18 protein-coding genes are annotated in these 20,193 nt (G+C 58.6%); 17 read left to right on the top strand and 1 reads right to left on the bottom strand.

All coding sequences use genetic code 11. The features are described from left to right. The first annotated feature begins 252 nt into the window (after positions 1-252). The 8 genes from ACGLHT_RS28695 to ACGLHT_RS28660 all read left to right on the top strand — a co-directional run bounded on the left by ACGLHT_RS28695 (position 253) and on the right by ACGLHT_RS28660 (position 8,875). Positions 253-978: a PFL_4669 family integrating conjugative element protein gene (locus ACGLHT_RS28695; protein WP_023628776.1), complete on the top strand. Its 726-nt coding sequence runs from the start codon at positions 253-255 to the stop codon at positions 976-978. Between the two features lie 26 nt (positions 979-1,004). Beyond that, positions 1,005-1,520: a DUF3158 family protein gene (locus ACGLHT_RS28690; protein WP_230852995.1), complete on the top strand. Its 516-nt coding sequence runs from the start codon at positions 1,005-1,007 to the stop codon at positions 1,518-1,520. Positions 1,521-1,533: 13 nt separating this feature from the next. Beyond that, positions 1,534-2,046, top strand: a complete 513-nt coding sequence (locus tag ACGLHT_RS28685) for a single-stranded DNA-binding protein (RefSeq protein WP_023628778.1) — start codon at positions 1,534-1,536, stop codon at positions 2,044-2,046. A gap of 197 nt (positions 2,047-2,243) precedes the next feature. After that, entirely contained in the window at positions 2,244-2,630 is a 387-nt protein-coding gene (locus tag ACGLHT_RS28680) for a hypothetical protein (protein WP_023628779.1), read from the top strand. 421 nt (positions 2,631-3,051) lie between these two features. After that, positions 3,052-3,249 (top strand): CrpP family ICE-associated protein, encoded by a 198-nt coding sequence (locus tag ACGLHT_RS28675; RefSeq protein ID WP_023628780.1) that lies wholly within the window; start codon positions 3,052-3,054, stop codon positions 3,247-3,249. Positions 3,250-3,418: 169 nt separating this feature from the next. Further along, entirely contained in the window at positions 3,419-4,414 is a 996-nt protein-coding gene (locus ACGLHT_RS28670) for an Abi family protein (protein ID WP_023628781.1), read from the top strand. Positions 4,415-4,563: 149 nt separating this feature from the next. Next, positions 4,564-6,474 (top strand): type I DNA topoisomerase, encoded by a 1,911-nt coding sequence (topA, locus tag ACGLHT_RS28665; protein ID WP_023628782.1) that lies wholly within the window; start codon positions 4,564-4,566, stop codon positions 6,472-6,474. 436 nt (positions 6,475-6,910) lie between these two features. Continuing rightward, complete coding sequence (locus ACGLHT_RS28660) at positions 6,911-8,875, top strand: DEAD/DEAH box helicase (protein ID WP_023628784.1); 1,965 nt, start codon at positions 6,911-6,913, stop codon at positions 8,873-8,875. 140 nt (positions 8,876-9,015) lie between these two features. Here ACGLHT_RS28660 and ACGLHT_RS28655 read toward each other — a convergent pair whose 3' ends face one another. Then, positions 9,016-9,666, bottom strand: a complete 651-nt coding sequence (locus tag ACGLHT_RS28655) for a hypothetical protein (RefSeq protein ID WP_023628785.1) — start codon at positions 9,664-9,666, stop codon at positions 9,016-9,018. 276 nt (positions 9,667-9,942) lie between these two features. Here ACGLHT_RS28655 and ACGLHT_RS28650 point away from each other — a divergent pair, with 276 nt between their 5' ends. The 9 genes from ACGLHT_RS28650 to pilV are packed head-to-tail and all read left to right on the top strand — an operon-like array spanning position 9,943 to position 20,093. Next, complete coding sequence (locus tag ACGLHT_RS28650) at positions 9,943-11,082, top strand: TcpQ domain-containing protein (RefSeq protein ID WP_038707446.1); 1,140 nt, start codon at positions 9,943-9,945, stop codon at positions 11,080-11,082. Further along, complete coding sequence (locus ACGLHT_RS28645; protein ID WP_023628786.1) at positions 11,079-12,794, top strand: PilN family type IVB pilus formation outer membrane protein; 1,716 nt, start codon at positions 11,079-11,081, stop codon at positions 12,792-12,794. The genes ACGLHT_RS28650 and ACGLHT_RS28645 overlap by 4 nt, the downstream gene beginning before the upstream one ends. A gap of 12 nt (positions 12,795-12,806) precedes the next feature. Further along, positions 12,807-14,132, top strand: a complete 1,326-nt coding sequence (pilO2, locus tag ACGLHT_RS28640; protein ID WP_028692969.1) for a type 4b pilus protein PilO2 — start codon at positions 12,807-12,809, stop codon at positions 14,130-14,132. After that, positions 14,122-14,637: a type IV pilus biogenesis protein PilP gene (gene pilP / locus ACGLHT_RS28635; protein WP_023628942.1), complete on the top strand. Its 516-nt coding sequence runs from the start codon at positions 14,122-14,124 to the stop codon at positions 14,635-14,637. Before pilO2 ends, pilP begins: the two co-directional genes overlap by 11 nt. 12 nt (positions 14,638-14,649) lie before the next feature. Then, a complete protein-coding gene (locus ACGLHT_RS28630) occupies positions 14,650-16,188 on the top strand; it encodes a GspE/PulE family protein (protein WP_023628941.1) in 1,539 nt (512 codons plus the stop codon). Next, complete coding sequence (locus ACGLHT_RS28625; protein WP_023628940.1) at positions 16,181-17,347, top strand: type II secretion system F family protein; 1,167 nt, start codon at positions 16,181-16,183, stop codon at positions 17,345-17,347. The genes ACGLHT_RS28630 and ACGLHT_RS28625 overlap by 8 nt, the downstream gene beginning before the upstream one ends. Before the next feature lie 22 nt (positions 17,348-17,369). After that, positions 17,370-17,885, top strand: a complete 516-nt coding sequence (locus tag ACGLHT_RS28620; RefSeq protein WP_023628939.1) for a type 4 pilus major pilin — start codon at positions 17,370-17,372, stop codon at positions 17,883-17,885. Between the two features lie 11 nt (positions 17,886-17,896). Further along, positions 17,897-18,841 (top strand): ATPase, T2SS/T4P/T4SS family, encoded by a 945-nt coding sequence (locus ACGLHT_RS28615; protein WP_023628938.1) that lies wholly within the window; start codon positions 17,897-17,899, stop codon positions 18,839-18,841. Beyond that, positions 18,831-20,093 (top strand): shufflon system plasmid conjugative transfer pilus tip adhesin PilV, encoded by a 1,263-nt coding sequence (gene pilV, locus ACGLHT_RS28610; protein ID WP_023628937.1) that lies wholly within the window; start codon positions 18,831-18,833, stop codon positions 20,091-20,093. The genes ACGLHT_RS28615 and pilV overlap by 11 nt, the downstream gene beginning before the upstream one ends. Positions 20,094-20,193 lie beyond the last annotated feature (100 nt).

Here is a 20,193-nt window from a genome sequence, read left to right as displayed (position 1 = left end):
GGTCGAGTGGTTCCACTGGAACCACCTGACAGTGATGCGGCCCGCATCATTCACCGGCACCGGCACCGCCGTGAGCCCGATCGAGTGTTGTCACCGGCACCACCTGGGAGTGTTGCGGCCCGCAACACCAGGATGGTGTGCGCCGACTATGACAAATCCAGCACCCCGGGTTCTTCATTTATTACTGCGCGCCCAACAGCCTAAAAGCAGCATGGACATCGTTCACCCACCTTATATAAGGAAACCATGTCCATGGCTGACAACTATCAGCTCAACATCGGCTCCCTCAGGAGCCAGGTCCAGCTGACTCTCCACACCCACCATGCTGCCCGAATCTGGCTGGGCCGCCAGAAGACCGATGACAAACACAGCATCCTCGGGCTGGCGGGCTTCTGCCTCAAGATCAACCAGATCGACCGTGGAGCGGCCCAGGACGACCCATACTCGGACTGGTGGATGATCAGGATCGAAGAGAAGATTCAGGAAGTGGACGATGCCCTGAAGGCCATCGACAGCCGCCTGGATGAAGTGATGGCCCAGTTGCCCAAGGCGCTCGAAATCGGTGAGAACCTCTCCATTCAACCGCTGAAGCTGCCACTCTTCATTTCCAACCCGCTGGGCTTCAAGGGCGTCCATCTACTGACTCAATACGACGAAGTCGTCCGCCGCATCCTGCTGGCTCAGCACGTCGCCATGATCGGCCGCCGCGATGGCGAGATCTGGATAGACGAGGGTGCTCACCTGCTGCGCAGTCTTTTTGGACTGGCCCAGCTCCATCGATTCTCCGGTGCATCGCGTGACGACTTCGCCGCCAACAATGCACGGGCTGAAAACGCGCGCGAGATGTACAAGCGCTACGGCGACATCCCCCAGGACATCCTGGAAGGCACCCGCAGGTCGAACTTTGCCCCGCCCATCCGCCGTGGTTCCGCAGACCCGGTCGAGGATCTGGATGACGATCTCGAAGGCGAGGCCTGATCCTGATGCGTTTGGACCCCCAACCCATGGAGGCCCTGCAACAGGGTGCCTTCAAACCGCTGCAACAGGGTGCCTATCAGGCGCTGCAACAGAGTGCCTCACTAAAAGGCCTTTTAAAGCCCTTTAAAGGTAAGGGGGAGCTGATCCAGTTGGCGGAGCATTGCGCATCGCTGGAGGCAGGGTTGCGCGCCATTACCCAGGAAGTGCTGGCCCAGGTCCGTCAACATCCATTCGCCCTGCTGCCCGTCAGGCTCATCGAGCAAAACACAGCGGCTGGCACAACCTTTCTTCGCTGGCAAAGCGTGCAAGGTCGGCGCATGGGTGTCGGCGTATGGGCCCAGATGATCCACGCCCCCAAAACACCAACCCACTTGCTGCAGGACCTGTTTGCCCTGGAGCAACACCGAATCACCCTGAACATGCAGATCAGCCTCATCCACTCAATCGGCAAACAGGCCGCCGAGTGCGCAGAAAAAATGGGGCAGGCCGAGGCCGAATATCAGGCTCGACTGCAGCAGGTCATGAACCCACCTCAACACTGAACGGAGATACACCATGGGTACACCAGTAGTTTGGGAAGGCAACGTCGGCAACGCTGCCGAGCACCGGTCGTTCGCCAACGGCAACAAAGATCCGCGGCACATGCTGCGACTCAATGTGATGTTCGACAACTCGATCCCTGATGGCCAGGGTGGCTACAAGGATCGTGGTGGCTTCTGGGCCAACGTCGAATGGTGGCACCAGGATGCCGAGCGGTTCGCAGCGCTGTTCCAGAAGGGCATGCGCGTTGTGGTGATTGGCCGCGCGATCATGGACAGCTGGACGGATAAACAAAGTGGCCAGGAGGTGTCTGCGCTCAAGGTCGAAGCCAGCCGGATCGCGATTCTTCCACATCGCATCGAGCACGTATCTCTGTCTGGCGGCGGCGGCGGTCAGCGTCCGACCAACCAACCGCAGGGTCAGGCGCGCAGTCAGACCAGCGGTGGCCAGGCTCAAAACGTGCCTCAGCCGAGCCCCGAGGACATGCGCCACTACGGCGAAGGCTTTGACGACGACATCCCTCTGTAGCCCCCCCTTAATTTGGCGCGCCACATCGCGAAGCTCCTGGTGACAAGGATGTCACTACGAGCTACCCCTCCCTTCGATGAAGCTTCGCCGTAGAAACCCAACTACATCTTGGCAGGCATTTTTCAGGCGCCGTTCGTGAAGTTGCCGATGACAAGGACAGCGCCTCGCCACCTATTTCCGCTTCGAGGTAACGTCCCGTGCACCACGACTACCCGGAATATCCATCCGTCAAAGCGACGGTAGACTCCTCGCGCTACATGGAAGCCGTACATGCTCTCGAAGGCGTTCCCCAGGTCTTTTGCGACGGCGAAACCATCCTCCTGCCCGAGGCTGAGGTGAAGGCCATCGAAATGCTTCGCTCCCAGTTCAAGGCCACCTTTGAGTATGGGCAGGCCGAGGAGTATCAGTTTGCGACCAAGGCCCGGGATGCAGGAGTGACGGCTGAGCTCCTGCGACTTGGGCAGGCAGTTTGCGACATCACAGGCCAACACGCTGAGGTGATGGTTCGTGCCGCATTGGAGGACCCCAGCGCGACGCTGCTGGCTTGGTCGGCACTCTACCGCTCAAGCATGATTCCCCACTAGGTCTGGCACACGGGCATTGGTGTGGGGCCTAATTTTTCCGCCGCCATTCGTGAAGTTTCTGGGAGCCAGAACAGATCGACGCGACCGCCCACTCGACACTTGGCGTCAGATGCCACACAACTCCTGGCGGCCAGAACCTACTGCCCAGGGTCGCGCGCCTCGGGAAGCTCCCGCAACCAGGACGGCAAGTCGTGGCCGAAGGGGCGCTGCAAGCAGCGCTTGCCCAGGTCAGGAGGCGGTTGAAATCGTCGCATTGGCAAATTACCATTTCCTGAAGGCATCTCCACCCTACAGCTGCTAACGTGTTTAAAAATTAGCTACTGGAGTCGAAAAAAGCGCCTTGTCGCGAGGCTTCCGGTATCAAGAATGTTTGAGGCGTGATCTGCCCGGCAGGTGCAGGGGCACTGATGAGGAGCATTCGATGCAGCATGTAGTGGCCCAGGAGCGAAAAGCGGATAGGCGCCAGTTCAACAACCCCCATCCTGCGGTGGAGGCTGCCGGAGTGGAAGCCGCCGAGAAAGGGCTGCCCGTGTATGCTTGTCCCTACAAGCACCCCGCCATGTTGGCCTCTTGGCTTAAAGGGTACAATCGAGCCCAGCAGCTCATCCTCAGCCTCTGACCTCTTGCTCTTACAGCCTCCAGCTTGCGGTGGCCTTCACAGCCAACCTGCTGATTTTGTCTTGACACCCCTCCGCCTTCTCCCTAGAATCACCGCCCAATCGCGCCTGAACCTCTGGTGCTGGCTTTGTCCAGTATTATGTTTGGGCCTTCTTTTATCTGGAACATGGATGTTGCAGCAGCTAGCCCCTCCTAAGCCATTCAAAAATTATTCCGAACTGGTTGAGCTACTGATTACCAGAGGCATGCTCGTACCTGACCCCAACCGAGCAGAACGGAAGATTTCACAGATCGGCTATTATCGGCTCAGTGGTTACTGGCAGCCCGCGCGCGACTTTGATAGGGACGAGCAACAGAATGTCCTTATCTGCCAAGTAACACGCAAACCGCGTAGAAAAAGCAATTTTCTACCTGACACAACCTTCAATGACGCCGTCGATCTTTATCTTTTTGATAAGAAACTTAGACAACTCATGCTTGACGCGATTGAACGGATTGAGATCCAGGTCAGGACTGTAATTGCTCACGAGGTTGGCTACCACTCACCAATGGCGTATACGGACTCGCAGTTCATTCGCCCTAAACAGACCGAAGACTGGAATGACCGCAAAACTAACCAAAAACGAAATACTTGGTTAGAGTGGCAAAAACGCCAAAAAAATCTGTTGGATCGTAGCCAAGAAGACTCCATTGAATGGCATAGACGCGCGCACAAAGCTATTCCGTTCTGGGTAGCTGTGGAGGCATGGGATTTTGGTACACTATCGAAATACTTCGAAATCCTCAAAGGCAACCATCAAAATCGCATTGCGGCTCGACTAGGTATTAGTGATACCCACGTGCTAACTCAGTGGCTACGAGAGATAAATACCTTGCGCAACAGGTGCGCACATCATACTCGTATTTGGAACCAAGTAGCGGCCAACCCGCTCTCCGTTCTTGACAACCCTTATTTTCAAAACCTGGCGCTTGACCAAAATGCCCGATCTCGAATATTCGGGCTAATCAGCGTCATCTGGCTGCTTGTTCAACGCTTGGGGCCAAGTTCAAGCTGGATAAAACAGGTCGCAGATCTACTCGACTCTAAGCCCTCCTTGCCTGGTTGCCAATTCTCCTCACTTGGGCTTCCAGAAGCTGGATTCCCCAGGAAGCTCTTTGGAATCTGATCAAGGAGACTAAATTGCACCACTCCTCATCACGCAATTCATAAAAGCAATCCCAACGAATTCCCGCCCTTTCAGTTGACCATTTCGCGTTGTGCCGCCTCCGGCCGGCGGCAAGAGTGCGCTCTGTTCGAACTGTTCAGGGTCACCTTATGAAACTCATGATCATCGAGGCACCGGGCAAGCTGAAGAAGCTAGGGCCCATGATGAAGAAGATCCGGCCTGGCGAGCAATGGACGGTTGTAGCCACTGGTGGCCACATCCGAGACCTCCCTGAAAAGGGGATGGACGAGACGATGATCACCACTGGGGTGCTCAAGAACCTCCGGCCGGTGTACGAGATGCTGCCCAAGAGTGCCCGCAACGTCAGCACGATCCGCAAGGCGCTAAAGGACGCCACCGAGGTTTATATTGCCACTGACCCGGATCGCGAAGGTGAAAGCATCGCCTGGCACATTCAGCAGGCGCTGCGCATCAGCGAGTACAAGCGCGTCACCTTCAATGAAATCACACAGAATCGTGTGCGGGAGGGTTTGGCTAACCCCCGCAAGATCGACGGCCAGCTCGTTGCTTCACAACAGTGCCGTAGGGTGCTCGACCGCTTGGTGGGCTACCCCGTCACTCAGGAGCTGCGCCGAGTCATGGGGCAACCCACGTCTGCGGGCCGTGTACAGTCACCTGCGCTCTACCTGGTTGTACTGCGCGAACGGGAGATCCGCAACTTCAAGGTCATCCACCACTTCGGCGCAGAACTGACCTTCAGGGACGAAGCTTCCAGCTTGGCCTGGACTGCCGCATGGCAGCCGGTGCCGGATTTTGCCAGCAAAGAACACCCTTACGTCCAGGACGGCACGCTCGCCGCCCGGGTCGCCGCCACCCGTGCAGTTATCGTGGAATCGTGCGAAGACGGCAAGAAGCGGCGTCCGCCGCCCGCACCGTTCATTTCGTCCACTTTGCAGCAAGCCGCCAGCGTGGCGTTGAAGTGGGACCCCGACAAGACGATGCAGATTGCGCAACGCCTGTACGAGCAGGGTGTCATCACATACCACCGGACGGACAACCCCAACCTGGCCGATGAGGCCATGCCTGACATCCAGGCTGTCGCACGACGCCAGGGGCTCGACGTTGTAGACGAACGCCGGACGTTCAAGGCAGCAGACAGCGCACAGGAAGGTCACCCTGCGATCGCGCCAACCGCTTGGGATGATGAGGTTGCGGGAGAGTCTTCCGATGAACAGGCGCTGTACAAGCTCATTCGGATCCGCGCACTGGCCAGCCAGCTCGCCGATGCCATCTACGACGTGCGTACCGCAAAGTTGCTGGCCAAGGGGCCGGATCAAAGGCCGCTGCGCTTCGCTGCGACGGGTAGCTCGGTAGCCTATCTCGGCTGGATGAAGCTCCTGCAGCAAGACGACACGGATGAGGAGTCGACCGACCTGCCCAAAAATCCAGTGCCGGCGCTGCAACCTAAGCAGATCCTCAACGTACTCCAGGGCGAGGTGTTGAACCAGAAGACCAAACCGCCAGGGCGCTTTACTAAGGCCAGCTTGATCAAGGAACTGGAGCGTCGTGGGATTGGCAGGCCCAGCACCTTCTCCGCGATCGTTAAAAACATCACCAGCAAGGGCCTGGTCGTCGAGGAAAAGCGCAAGCTGGTACCAGGACCGCTGGGAGAGGCTACCGTCGCCCAGCTGGAAGGCCGATTCAGCTTCCTCGAGCTGGCTTTCACGAGCACGCTGGAGAAGGACTTGGATCGAATCGCCCGCGGTGAGGATAGGTACGGCCCTGTGGTCGCCAAGTTCTACGAGCACCTCCAGAGTGAGCTGGAAAGCCTCCGACAGGCGCCCACAGTGGCGATGAAGGCGCGGTCGCCTGAATCCTCATCGGGCGCCCAGGACGGCTACTCCTGCGGCAAGTGCGGGATGCCTCTCGCGCGCCGACAGAAGCGCGGCGATGGCGGTTACGACTTCTGGGGATGCACCGGGTTCAAAGCGAACAACTGCCGCGTGAGCTACCCCACAGTGGGCGACAAACCTGATATGACCAAGCCCAGGGGCATGTAGGCGAAATGTTTCGAAGGCGGTAATCCATTTCTCCTGTAGCAGGTTTCCCCCAACTGCCAATCTGCTCGCTCTTACGGGTGCGGGTAGGCGCACCTTGAATGATGACGAGTTGACTACTCATCCTCCCGGAGGTGCTTGTGGCCCGTTCCAAGAAAGTCATTGACCGGTTGAAGGCCGAGCAGGCGGACAATCCGAAGGTCCCTCATTATGAATCCCGGCCAGGCGAGTCGTGCTGGCCGTTACAACCTGACGACATCAAAACCGCTGGGTACTGGAAGCAGGAACGCAGACGTGTGCCGAAGGGCTCAGAGCCTGCGGCGTACGTAATCAGTGGCCAGGGAGGGTCGCTTCATGGCTCAGTACTCTTAACCCGATGGGTGCCTGCCTACCACCTGGACCAGACTGTGCCGATGAAGTCCAAGAGCGCGGACGCCAATTGAAACGGCCACGCCTCCTCAATAGCCAACCAGTGTTGCTCGAAGCCGCCGTATTCGACGGCTACGACATGGGCATCCTCATGCCTTACATTGAAGGCGCAAACAAGGTCATGTTCGCACGGAGCGGGTTCTTCATTCGCCGCAGTGATCACCCGCTCTGCCGCTACTGGCGCGTGCCCAAGGCCAAGCTCATCGACGAGCTGGACCTGGTGTACCACCAGCTGATCGAGCTGGCCGGTGGCAAGGTCACTGAGTCATGGCAGGCCTTCCGCCAGAAGATCGAGAGCGCGCTGGCCAACCCACGCCGGGACGCGTTCATCTCGGGAATGCTACTGCGAATTGCCCCGCTCGCCGACGGCGGTGTGCTGCTGTCCGGAGATTATCATCCTGGAGTAGTTGCAGTGGCCCGCCGGATGCGGGGAGTGTTCCTGGGCAAATCCAGCTCGTGGCGAGTCAACGCCACCGCCGAAATCCTGCGCAGCAACCTGGTCCTGGAGCTCGGTCTTGTGGAGGAGCAGTTCGAGATCCTGGACGTGGTACAGGAGCTCCTGGGCGATGGCTCTGTGGTTCCAGCAGCAGACATTCCACGCATCAGCCTGGGCGGTGCTCCTCAGGAACCCTCGACAGCCGCCAGCGGTGAGGAGAGCTCCAACGACATCTACCTCGCTGCCGTCTCGCCGATTGAACGCACCGAGTTCTCAGATGCCACGATCGCCCAGGCCCTGGTCGGCTATTCCCTGCTCGATCACCAGCCTGCTGGCATCGCTCACCTGCTCCAGCGCACCAGCGCACTGCTGGCTGATGATATGGGCCTCGGCAAGACGCGCCAGGCCATTATCGCGGCGCATATCAGTGCAGCCGGTCGCCCGATCCTGGTGGTGACCCTTTCCTCGTTGCTGATCAACTGGCAGCGCGAAATCCTGGCGGTCTACCCCGACGCGACAGTCGCTGTGCAGAAGCACGACCCGCTGGTCCAATGGATGCTGATCAATTACGAGCGTCTCGGCGACTACGTGCTGCTGGCTGAGCATTACCACGTTCTAGTGGTCGACGAGGCGCACCAGTTGAAGGAGCCGACTGCCGAGCGTACACGCCATGGCTTCGATATCGCAGCCAAGGTGCCGAATCGCTATCTGCTGACAGGCACGCCTGTCCTCAATCGCGAGACAGAGCTGCACACCCTGCTACGTCTATCGGGGCACCCGGTCGGCCAGTTGCCCCTCAGCGATTTCTGCGAACGCTTCGCCGGCAGCCCAGAGTTCCGGCAAAACCTCCGGGCAGAACTGGGCGACTGGATGCTTCGCCGGCGCAAAGACGTTCTGCCCGGGCTCAAGGGTAAGCACCGGCAGTTGCTGCCCGTGGCGATGGGGGTGGAGGAGCGGAAGAAGTACGACAGCATTCGCCTCGAGGACAGGCCCATCTTTGCCAGGCTCGGCGCGCTTCGCCATTACCTGGAACAGGTGAAGGTCAGAGTCGCTATGGACCTGCTGGGCGAGCTGGACCCCGAAGACAAGGTCATCCTGTTCTGCGAGTTCAAACCCACCGTCGCGCGCCTCAAGGAGCTGTGCGATGCAGCCGGTATCGGGAACGTCACCCTGGTCGGCAGTGACACACTCACCAAACGCCAGAAGGCGATCGACAAGTTCCAGGGCGACCCCGACTGCAGGGCTTTCATCTGCACCACCCAAGCCGCCGGTACCGGCAACAACCTCACGGCCGCCAACTACGTCTTCTTCCTGGGCCTGCCCTGGACACCCGGACAACAGGATCAGGCCGAGGACCGGGCGTACCGGAATGGTCAGCTCAGGACGGTGATCGTGAAGATCCCCCTCGTGGAGAACAGCATCGATCAGCAGCTCTGGCAGATGCTCTTAGCGAAGCGCCAAGTCAGCTTGGAGCTCATTGAGCCGGAAGAGCAGCAGGACGCGCTGGCCAAGGCAATGCTTGCAGCGACTATCCAATAAGTAGGATCGCTTGGGAATCACAGTTTGAGCTCATGAATGATATAGCTCCGAAACTTAACCCTTTCAACGTGAACCCAATGACTACTACCAACCTAAATCCTTGGAAAACAGGCCGATGCATTGCTGCCAAACATGGGCCATCAGATTATACCGGCGTCTCTCTGTAACTTGGCGATATAGGAGTTCAACGCCTTAGCAAATACTGGCAGGGTCTCATTCACAAAAACCCAATCAAAAGTCAGTAAGGCGCTGGTCCATCCTACGCTGTAGATAACCCCATCCTCACCGATTTCTTTGTCCCCATGAGTCATGTTGAAGCTTTCGTGATCAAAGTGGGCACCATGCTTGTCTCTGTATCCCTTCGCGGCCTCTAGAAACTCATAAAACTTGACTTTAACGTCACCTGAGAAGGCCTCAGAAATCACCTCAGCGACAATCGGCTCCCAAAACGATTTCTTATTTCCCGCAATAACCCCGGGTTTACCCCAACCAGAATTAAAAATAGTGCACAACTTTATAATGATTTCTTCTGTGATTAATTCATCAATAAGGTGAACATCGTGAACATCAGGAAACAAGGAGCCATGCTCTGATTCAAAACTATCTAATGCCTCGCCCTCAAGTCGCAGACCAGTTTTTAATCTGCGACGTTCCTGATCATACAGCTCAGTAATATTTTTTGGCCTTCCAGTTCTGCAGAAGCGGTCTACTCGTTGCATAAGCGCCAGGAGATCCAAAACCCTAGCCAGTGCTATTTGCCACAAATACAACCTACCTAGTGTTTCTTTCATGGTTATCTTTTTTAATTTGGTATTGAAGCGGACATGATCGCCGACCTGGGCGGTGATGAAATGCACTTTAGGCCAAGAGATACTCTCAGCGATAGGCCGATCAGCCTTACGCCAAGAAAATCATGCCCCCCTGGCCGCTGCCGAGGGCACCCAAGACAACCCGTTGCACGAACTCATCAGCCCACCGGAAAAATCTGGTCCTGCGAGATATTGATTTCCAGCTGCGCGGAAAGCTATCGGCTGTCACCGTTGCCTTCAATGACTACAGGGGGCCTCATGATCAGGCAGTTGACCACTCTCTCGCTCGCCGCACTCGTTGCGGGTTGTGCGATTCAGAAGGCTGAGCAGCCGCCGAAGCCGGCGTTCGATAGCAGCCGCAATCCCGAATGGCTGTCTCCGGACATCTACCCGAACGGAGCAAGTCCGGAGAAGGAACCCGTCGTTCGGTATGGCCGCTACACCTTGGTGAGCACCCAACCCGACGCGAGCCAGCGCGACCTGATGGCACAGATCATCGACGTGACCATCCCATCGAGCATGAACCCCAGCGTTCGGGACGCCATGCTCTACGTGGTCGACCGGTCAGGTTACGCCCTCTGCCCGCCCAGCTCGCAACACGTCAACATCCTGTACACCCGACCTCTGCCAGCAGCCCAGTACAAGCTCGGCCCAATGACTCTGCGAAACACCCTGCAGGTCCTCGCGGGCCCGGCCTGGCAGGTGAAAGTCGATGAGGTGAACCGTCAGGTGTGCTTCGTGCTTCGCCCCGGTTACCAATTGCCAACCCCGTCGACGCCGGCAGGCCAACTCTACGCCGACAAAGCGCGGGCTCCTGGAACCAGCCCCGCCACACCAGCCTCGACGCCAGGCGTAGTCGTCGCCGCAGTGCCTACTCCCGCCCCCATCTCCACGACTACACCCGCTGTCGCAGCCCCAGCGGCAGTGGCTCCCGCGCTCCCCCCAATGGCACCCGCCAAGGATGGCTCTATCCCGGCTGCGATGGTAACCACCGCGGCTAAACCTTCGACACCTGCGTCCCCAGCACCGAATGCGCCCAACCAACTTGCAGCATCCAAGCCAGCGGCTGCCGTGACCACTACAGCAGTGGTGGCCCCGGCCATCGAGGTCAAGCCCGCCACACCACCCCGGCCGCTGCCCCAAGTATGGACGGCCGAAGTTGGATCAACCCTGCGCGATACCGTTGAAGAATGGGCCAAAAAAGCCCGGTGGCGGGTGATCTGGGCCCAGGAAGACCTCAACTATCCGATCGAGGCACCGCTGCACTTCGAAGGCCCGTTCCAGGAAGCCATTAAGCAGCTGTTCCCGCTCTACGACAATGCCCCGCGATCCTTCGTCGTCGACGGTAGCGAAGGCTCCCAGAGCGTCTTGTACGTCGCTGAGAGGAAGAAGAAATGAACAAGTTTTCTTGGGTCCGCTGGGCATTGACCCCGATCGCCTTGGCCCTGCTGAGCAGCTGTGCCGTGCAACGGGTTAATGAGTCGTTCGACCGAGCAGAGTTCCAGGGCCGCACGGCTGGCCAGTACACCAAGTTCCTGCAGAACCAGCAGCCACAACAAAACCGCGACACGGTCGTTTTCAGCAACAAGCCCTGGGTTTCCACTGAGCCGCTGGTGACCAGGCGCGGGCTCCCGTTCAGCCTGGACCGTGACATTGCCTATCGGCCTGCAGGCCCAGTGTCGATCACCGACGTGGCTCAGCTGATCACCAAGGAAACCGGGCTGCAGGTCATTGTAGCGCCTGACGCATTGAACCCCGGGATCCTCTCCTCGAAGTCTGCCGGCACTACCGCTCGCGGCGCCGCTCAGGCTGTACCTGATCCAGACAGCCTAGCGGGTCTTCTGCCAAATGGCATGGCGGGGGCAATGCCTGGCAGCGCAAGCTCATTCGACTTGGGCCTCGGCAGCGGAGGACTGATCTCCGGCCTGAACTACAACGGCAAAACCTCCGGGCTGCTTAACCAGGCCACCTCACGCCTGGGGCTGTCGTGGCACTTCGACCCTGAGCTGCAGGGCGTGCGCATTACCTACTTCGACACCCGCACCTTCGACGTCTGGACATTCGGCGACGAGTTGGAGATCGAGAGTACCGTCAAGTCGGGCCTGCTGACCTCCACCGGCAACGGCGACTCGGGCTCTTCGACATCTTCGGGGGGAGCCACGGGTGAATCCGGCAGCAACCAGAGCACCAAGTCGACGTACAAAACCTCACTGATGAGCGACATCGAGAGCAACGTCAAGGCCATGCTCAGCATGCAGCCTCCAGGGCGGCTGTATCTCTCTCGCTCTACCGGCACGCTCACCGTCAGCGACCGGCCGGAGGTGCTGAATCGAATTTCGGCCTACCTGAAAGATACCAACCGCAGCATCACTCGACAGGTGCTGTTCAACGTCAAGGTCTACGAGGTTAACTTCAGCGACAGCGACCAGACGGCTGTCAACTGGAGCGCTGTCTACAAGTCCATCTCCGGGAAATGGGGTTTCGGCCTGAGCAACACCGTCGCCGGCATCAGTTCCGAGGCGATCTCTGCCAGCGGCAGCATTCTGGATACGTCCAGCTCTCCGTGGGCAGGCTCCAAGGCCGTCGTGCAAGCCCTGTCAGAACAGGGGCGCGTCTCCGAAGTGCGCTCGCCATCGGTGACCACGCTGAACCTGCAGCCGGCACCGATCCAGATCGGCAACGTCCAAAGCTATGTCGCCTCCAGCTCGACCACCACCACCGCTTCCGTCGGTTCCAGCACCGCACTGACACCGGCGACGATCACCAGTGGCTTCAACATGATGCTGCTGCCCAAGCTCCTGGACAAAGAAAACATGCTGCTGATGATCACCCTCAGCATCAGCAGCAAGCCAATCTTCAAGGACTTCGAGAGCAACGACTCCAAGGTCCAGACCACGGACTACGACACCAAGAACGTGGCGCCCAAGGTCCGTCTGCGCAGCGGTGAGACACTGATTCTGACTGGGTTCGACGAGAACGGGGATGACGCCCGTAAATCCGGCGTTGGCAGTCCTAGCTTCTTTGGCTTGGGCGGTGGGCGAACCCGCTCGACGTCCCACAGCGCCCTGGTGGTACTGGTGACACCAATCGTCCTCCCGGACAACCTGTAAGTGGCGGCGCTCATGAACACCGATACACACAAACCTTCGAGCCGGGTGCAGACCATCCAGCACCGGGGGCGTGTCTTCGTCACTGGCATGCTCTGGACGCCCCTGGGCAACATGACCAGCTACATGAAGGAAGCCCGTCAGTATGGCCATGAGCACGGCCTGGACATCGTGGCTATCCGAAGAACGTCGCTCATGATCCAGGCGGGCTTTGTTTCCCGCTCCGCTGACGTTCACAAAGGCATGTACTCGCTGGCTGCGACCTTGGCTGGCCAGCTCGGTGATTCATGGATTGCTGCCTGGGCCGTCGACGCCGATCAAGATCGCTATGCCATCGTCGCTGTCCATGAGGGCAGGATCATCCCGGGTTGCGACCTGATTGCCACGGCATCGGAAGTCCGTAAACGGGTGTTGCAGCAACGCAGTCGCGGCATCCAGTTTGAGCGAGAGTTCTTACCAACCGAGTTTGGCATGGGCGGCGACCTCATCGACATCGATGAGCTGCTCCAGCCGTCCCGGCTCAAGCGTGAATACCGGCTGCGTCCACTCGTGTTCGGTATGTCCAAGCCTGAGCTGGCTCAGTTGCTCCTGGTGGCCCTCTTGATCGGTGGAGGGCTACTGGCCTGGTCACAATGGAAATCCCATCAGGCAGAGATCGCGCGTCAAGCTGCCATCGAGGCGGAGAAGAAACGCCTCGAGGAGCTGGCCGAGCTGCAGAGGCAAACAGGCACGGAACAACCCATCCAGGCGCTGGAGCACCCCTGGGCGAAACAGCCCTCGGTCACCGATTTCGTTGAGGCCTGCAGCAGGTTCATGAACCGATTGCCGCTGAGTATCCGCGGCTGGCCCTTCATGGAGGCAAAGTGCAACAGTTCACAGGTTATTGCGACCTACGAACGCGCAGGTAACAGCACCGCTCACGAGTTCACGATGGCTGTCGCAGAACTCTTCTCTATCCGCCCGGAGTTCATCAATCAGGGTAAGACCGGGCTGCTGAAATTCGACATTTCCCTTGATGCTGCCGGTGACGACGCCCTCATTGAGGCCAGAGATGCTCTGGAGAATTTGACCAGTTGGTTCCATGGTTTCTCTCAGGAACCGCAGTTGCAACCGATCCCCGTTGTTACGCCTCAGGAACCTGCTCTGCCAGGTCAACCCACGCCACCTCCGCCGCCGCCTCCCCAGTGGCAGCAGTACCAGCTGTCGTACACCTCTGGCGTGCTGCCCTACGACTCCTTCAATGGCGCTCCAACCCAAGGGCTGCGCCTGCAGGAGATCAAGACCGAATACAAGGCCGACCACCTGATCTGGTCAGTCACAGGAGTCCTGTATGCGAAATAACTTCAGCCTGATCCTGCTCACGCTCTGGATGCCAATTGCCGGAGCACAGACAGCGACAGATCTCTCAGCCATCAGCGTCGGCGAGCTCGGCAAGGTGCAGAGCGAAACCATCTTGTTCAAGGCAAAAGCCGAACGCGCGAAGGCAGAGCTCGAGGCAAACGGCACACTACCTAGCCCCCCCCAGCCAGTGACGCAGTTTCCTACTGTCGGGCTCACTCCCGCCATGACGGCTACATCCTCAGGGCCGCGCCAATCGGCATTGCCGGTGGTGAAAGAAATCAGCGGCTCCGGACAGAAATTACGGGCAAGCCTGATCTACAGCGACGGCAGCGAGCTTGACGCCAAGCCTGGCAGCGAGCTGCCGAACGGTTTCCGGGTCCAACAGATCACGCTCGATGGGGTCGTGCTGACCAAGGAGGGAAAGCGATACCCACTTGGATTCGGTAACCGGGTGGTATCTCAGCCACAACAGAGCCTCCCCGGCCTCCTGCCCGGCCAACCCTGAGGAGTATTGACCATGACCGAGCTATCCGCAGAGCCCGTCGATCTTGAGCCTGCCGAACTGACTTTGGCGCCGTTGCCAGTGGCGGTACTGACCGCCCCAGGCGGCCCTCATGCGATTAAGGAAGACTTGCGCCAGGTCCTGGCCATGACCGCCGATGGGAAGCTGTACATCTCTCCCCAACACGTCAGTGACCCCTACGTGATGGCATTCATGGACCAGCTTGAGCACAAAGGCATTGACTACGAAGTGGTCTTAGCCTCGATGACTGAGATCAAGACGCTGTATCAAGCCTCGGCGTCGAGGGGCATGAAGGCACTTGTCGAAACCCAGCGCCAAGCCCAGGTGGTGGAGTTCATGGGGGACGCCCACCGGCGCGGCGCCAGTGATGTTCACATCGTCGTTTCGCACGATGTCACCCGGATCAAGTATCGGCTGTATGGGGTCCTTCAGGAGGTACGCCAGGAAAAGAGCGACGTAGGGCGTGAATTCTGCGCTGCTCTGTACAACAGCATGTGCGATGTTTCTGGCGATTACTACCAGCCCCACATCGCTCAGGATGCCCGCGTCAGCCGTAAGTTTGTCGACCAACTGGGCTTGTACGGCGCTCGGGTTGCAACCCGGCCGCTGGTGGATGGCCCGCTGATGGTGATGCGTCTGCTGTACGACGATACCTCCAAGCAGAGCTTCGAAGAGCTCGGCTTCCTGCCTCAGCAGATCGAGCACTTCAGAAGACTGCGGAGCCTGCCTTACGGACTTAACCTGATTACTGGCCCAACAGGATCCGGAAAATCCAAGACCCTGCAGGTCAATCTCAACGCGCTGTATGACGAGACTGGTGGCTCCAGGCACATCCTCACGCTCGAGCATCCCCCTGAGTATCCGCTCAAGGCTAACCAGTCACCGATTTACGCCGGCGAGACTTGGGGTGACGGTATTACCAATGCCGTACGGCTTGACCCAGATGTCCTCATGTACGGTGAGTTGCGCGACCTGGCGTCAGCCCAGGCGGCGTACACCGGCGCCATGACTGGTCACCAGAGCTGGTCAACCCTGCACACGAACAACGTGATCGCCACCATCCAGCGCCTGATTGACATGGGCGTGGCTGATTACCTGGTCACCGATCCACTGCTGACCACTGGGATCGCTAACCAGTCATTAGTGCCGGTGCTCTGCCCTGCTTGCCGCATCCCGCTGCGTGAGCATAACCACGGCATCAGCAAGGATCTCTTCGCCCGGCTGAAGCAGCTGCAGATCGTCGACCAAGTCAATCTGGTCGGTGAAGGTTGTAGCAAGTGCAGGAACCTTGGGGTCGTCGATCGCACCGTTATCGCCGAAACCTTGCTGACCAACGTCAAGCTCATGGATACGTTCACCAAGCGCGGTGCAAGCGCTGCGCGCAGGTACTGGGTCAACGAGATGGGTGGCATCACCAAGATCGCCCACGGGATCATGAAAGTCACCAGCGGGATAGTAGACCCACGCGATGCCGAGCTCTTCGCTGGGCCGCTCGACTTCGACAGGCAGCTGATGGAGCAATCCGATGTTTGAATTGCTTCAGGACTTCTGGACAGGTGTACGGGAGGCCGCCCAGGGCTGGGCGGTCACCTTCTATGCAAAGCAGTTTGGGAAGAACGAGCGAATCCAGTTCTACGAGAGCCTGATGGGCGTCCTGGAGGACGGTATCCCGATCGAAGAAGCACTGGAGACCGTTGCCAAGGCGTTCAGCAATGACGGTAAAACGATGCATCCCGTGTCAGTCATTTGTGGTCAGGTGGCGATGCTAGTGCGGGGAGGAAAATCTCTCGCCGACGCCTGCAGGAGCCATTTGCCATATGACGAGGCTTCCCTGGTCGATACCGGGGAGAAAACCGGCAACCTTGTGGAGGCTTTCCGGGACTGCGTTCGGCTCATCGAGGCCCGCCAACGCATTTCTCGCCTGGTTGTCTCCGTCGTAGCGCTTCCATCGATTACCTGGAGCCTCATGGGGGCGCTGCTGTATGTCATCGCCACCTGGATGGTGCCGTCGATGGCTCAGCGGCAAGATCCAGAGCTGTGGACCGGCATCCCAAGTCTGCTCTATGTAATTTCCAAGGTAGTCACGAACTACGGACTTCTGATCGTTGCAGTCGTGCTGACCCTGGTCGTCGTCTCGTTCGTGACCCTCCCATACTTCTGCGGCCTGCAGGTTCGACCGAACAGCCCGGTTTGGAAAACGCAGCTCAGCTTGCTACTGCAGACCACCAGGCTGCGGCTCGAAGGCATTCCCCCCTGGTCAATCTACAAAGTCCTGCACGGCTCAATCTTCCTGCTGAACATGTCAGTGATGCTCCGCGCCGGGGTGGGCCAACTGAGTGCGCTCAGCATTCTCAGCCGGAGCGCCTCTCCCTGGCTGCGAGAAAGGATCGACGCCATCAACTACGGCGTCAGTTCGGGTAAAGACTTCGGTACAGCACTCAAATTAGCCGGGCACCAGTTCCCGGATCCGATGGCCATCCATTTCCTGCAGGTCTTGGCCACACGCCAAAGTTTCGCCGCATCGATGGAGAGGTTCGCCAATCGCTGGCTCGAGCAAATGCTCAAGCGGGTGGAAACGGTCTCGAAGTCCCTTACAGCCCTATCCGCAGTAATCATGGGCCTGCTCATGATCTTCGTGATGGTCGGCATCTTCCAGCTGGCCATAGGCCTGATGGACTCAATCCAACACTAAGCACACAGCCCAGAGGCAACCAATGACACTCTCTACCCCAAAAAACCAACGTGGCTTCCTGTCCATCGACGGCGTGATGTGGATCATGCTCATTACCATCGCCTTAGGTTTCATCGCCTGGATCGGCTACAAGATGCTGGGGAGTTCCGATGCCGCTGTAGAGCAAAGCAACATCACCACCATCATCACCAACGCCAAAAAGCTGAAGGGATCTTCTGGATATGGCACATCGGGGACTAATCTCGTGCCTTCGCTGATCGCTATCGACGGAACCGGCTCAATGGGCGTTTCGGGCACCACCCTGACCAACCAGTGGAACGGCGCCGTCACGCTTGTGAGCAATGGCATGACCTTCACCCTCTCCGAGAGCAACGTCCCCAAAGCGGCTTGCATCACGCTGACCACCAAGATCGCCAAGGACAAGCAGACCACCACCGCCATCAATGGTGGCTCGGCAACCAGTGGCGAGGTCCTTCCCGCCGCCGCTACAACAAGCTGCTCCAACGAAATGAACTCGATCTCCTGGACTACTTACTGAAGGCTGCCAGCGTGAGCTTGATTGCAGATGCTGAGTTCGTGGACCTCTATCTTGGCCATGATTTTGCCGATGTGAAGGGGCTGGCAGGTCAGCCCCGCAAGGCCGCCGCTCCTCCGGAGTGGTTGACCGAGATCCAGGAACTGAGGGCGCGGTGTCTGCATCAGTACGAGACAACACGTGAGCCTGAATTCGCCCTCGTGTTAGAGGATCGCGTGCTCTTGCGAGTGACGTACAACCTGGACGTCTTCACTAAGCCGTTTTTTGTGCTGAATCGGTCAAGAGCAACCATCATCCCTCTCGAGGATCTTGGGTTACCGGACCATATTTACGAGTGCCTGCTCGCCGAAGAAACCCGGGGCCTGGTGTACTTCGCTGGTGAGATGGGCACCGGCAAGACCAGCAGTGCTGCCTCGGCGGTGAAGGCCCGCCTGACATCACGCGGCGGCCTGGGCCTGACTGTAGAAGACCCGCCGGAAACGCTCCTCCAAGGCGAACATGGCTCTGGCCGCTGCATCCAGTTGCCGGTTTCCCGTATGCAAGGCGGCTATTCAGAAACGCTGATACGCGCTCTTCGAACTCGCGCTGACCTCATCCTGGTCGGTGAAGTTCGAGACACGGCCACTGCCGCTGAAGTCATCAAAGCATCCATCAATGGCCATCTCATTTTCTCCACTGGGCACGGCGGCAGCATCGGGAGCTCCATCCAGCGCCTGGCTGTACTTGCCGAGCCCATCATGCCGAATGCCCTGGAGGTGCTCTCACAGGGGCTGACTGTGGTCATTCACCAAACCCTCCTCCGTCCAGACCACGGACAGCCGCGACTCACACTCCAAACGCTGTCACTGACCCTGGATGACGCGCCGTCCATCCGCGAGAAGATCCGCAGCGGACATCTTCAGATGATCGAGCAAGACATCGTCACCCAATCGAACAGGAGTCTCTGGCATGGCCAGTAAACGCGGGCAGGCTGGATTTTTTACCATTGATGGCCTGTTCGGCCTGATAGTGATGAGCATCATGCTGTCTCTCGCGGGTTGGTGGATGCTCAATTACGGCAACCAGCAGGACTACCGGATCGCCGCGGAACACCAGCGGACTGTCGCTGACGCTTTTGCCAAGTACCTCAAGGACAACTACTCCGTGGTGCTCAGCAATGCTGGCCCGACTACGCCTGTCCAGGTCACCGTAGACATGATGCAAAACACCAAATATCTGCCGGCGGGCTTCAGCTCGACCAATAGCTTCGGCCAGACCATCGTCGGCCTGGCCAGGCGCCTCAACGCTAACCAGCTCGAGGCCATTGTGGTGACCACCGGTGGCCAGGTCATCCCGGAACTCGGCATTCGGACCATCGCTGAGCATCTTGGCGGGCCGGGCGGATTCATATCGTCACTCAAGCCCGGAGTCATCCAGGGTGTGCGAGGTGGATGGGAAGTGGCGCTCAGCAACTACGGCATCAACCCTGGGCAGGGACATACCGCGAGCGCGCTCTTCTTGATGGACGGCGAGCTGGCCAACGACTACCTCTACCGCAACGCTGTCCCAGGCCACCCTGAATACAACCGGATGAACACCGCGATCGATATGGGTGGCAACGACATCAACAATGCCCGCGCGGTCACCGCGACGAGCGACATCACCAGTAAGGACGGCTGGTTCAGAAGCCAGAACGACACTGGGTGGGTGAACGAGAAGTGGGGGGGCGGCATCTACCAAGCTGATGCAGACTGGGTCAGGGTTCTTAACGACAAGGGCCTGTTGACAGGCGGAAAAATCCGCGGCGGGACACTGCAGGCGGACGGACGTGTGACAGTTGGGGAGTATCTGGATATCGAGAGCACCGCTGTTGAAGGACAGGCGTGCCCGAAGATCGGCATCCAGTCGAAAAACAACCTGGGCGCGCCCCTTACCTGCCAGTGCCTCACACCTTCTTGCCAATCCGGGGTGTGGCGTTCAGCTGGCGGTGGAAAGGTTCTTACTGGATTTATCACCCACGGCCAGCAAATCCCTCTTCCAAGCGGCAGTACCCAAGATAGCTGTACTTGGTCGGCTTCCGATGCGTCAAACCCTCACCCTGCCCCGAGACCCGATTATGCTGGCGGTAATTACGCTTACGCTGATAGCAATCGGATCGTAACCTGTGGCTTCTATGACAAAGGTGCATTCAACCCAGGCGGTGCATGTAGCTATGTGATCGCATGTAACTAGACGCCTGAAGCTGCTACTAGGATCGTAAGTGCTCCATGAACCCCACATTCAAAGCGCTTACCTGATGCCCGATGCTGTGCTCCCGATTTCCTTCTGGAGC

This window comes from Pseudomonas sp. PsB, assembly GCF_043658375.1.
GTDB lineage: Bacteria > Pseudomonadota > Gammaproteobacteria > Pseudomonadales > Pseudomonadaceae > Aquipseudomonas > Aquipseudomonas putida_Z.
This window is presented reverse-complemented; position numbering and strand designations above follow the sequence as displayed.

Bases quoted from the DNA above. Each gene is read 5' to 3' on its own strand.
- ACGLHT_RS28695 (WP_023628776.1), top strand. From the start codon at position 253: ATGGCTGACAACTATCAGCTCAACATCGGCTCCCTCAGGAGCCAGGTC.
- ACGLHT_RS28690 (WP_230852995.1), top strand. From the start codon at position 1,005: ATGGAGGCCCTGCAACAGGGTGCCTTCAAACCGCTGCAACAGGGTGCC.
- ACGLHT_RS28685 (WP_023628778.1), top strand. From the start codon at position 1,534: ATGGGTACACCAGTAGTTTGGGAAGGCAACGTCGGCAACGCTGCCGAG.
- ACGLHT_RS28675 (WP_023628780.1), top strand. From the start codon at position 3,052: ATGCAGCATGTAGTGGCCCAGGAGCGAAAAGCGGATAGGCGCCAGTTC.
- ACGLHT_RS28670 (WP_023628781.1), top strand. From the start codon at position 3,419: ATGTTGCAGCAGCTAGCCCCTCCTAAGCCATTCAAAAATTATTCCGAA.
- topA (WP_023628782.1), top strand. From the start codon at position 4,564: ATGAAACTCATGATCATCGAGGCACCGGGCAAGCTGAAGAAGCTAGGG.
- ACGLHT_RS28655 (WP_023628785.1), bottom strand. From the start codon at position 9,666: ATGAAAGAAACACTAGGTAGGTTGTATTTGTGGCAAATAGCACTGGCT.
- ACGLHT_RS28650 (WP_038707446.1), top strand. From the start codon at position 9,943: ATGATCAGGCAGTTGACCACTCTCTCGCTCGCCGCACTCGTTGCGGGT.
- ACGLHT_RS28645 (WP_023628786.1), top strand. From the start codon at position 11,079: ATGAACAAGTTTTCTTGGGTCCGCTGGGCATTGACCCCGATCGCCTTG.
- pilO2 (WP_028692969.1), top strand. From the start codon at position 12,807: ATGAACACCGATACACACAAACCTTCGAGCCGGGTGCAGACCATCCAG.
- pilP (WP_023628942.1), top strand. From the start codon at position 14,122: ATGCGAAATAACTTCAGCCTGATCCTGCTCACGCTCTGGATGCCAATT.
- ACGLHT_RS28630 (WP_023628941.1), top strand. From the start codon at position 14,650: ATGACCGAGCTATCCGCAGAGCCCGTCGATCTTGAGCCTGCCGAACTG.
- ACGLHT_RS28625 (WP_023628940.1), top strand. From the start codon at position 16,181: ATGTTTGAATTGCTTCAGGACTTCTGGACAGGTGTACGGGAGGCCGCC.
- ACGLHT_RS28620 (WP_023628939.1), top strand. From the start codon at position 17,370: ATGACACTCTCTACCCCAAAAAACCAACGTGGCTTCCTGTCCATCGAC.
- pilV (WP_023628937.1), top strand. From the start codon at position 18,831: ATGGCCAGTAAACGCGGGCAGGCTGGATTTTTTACCATTGATGGCCTG.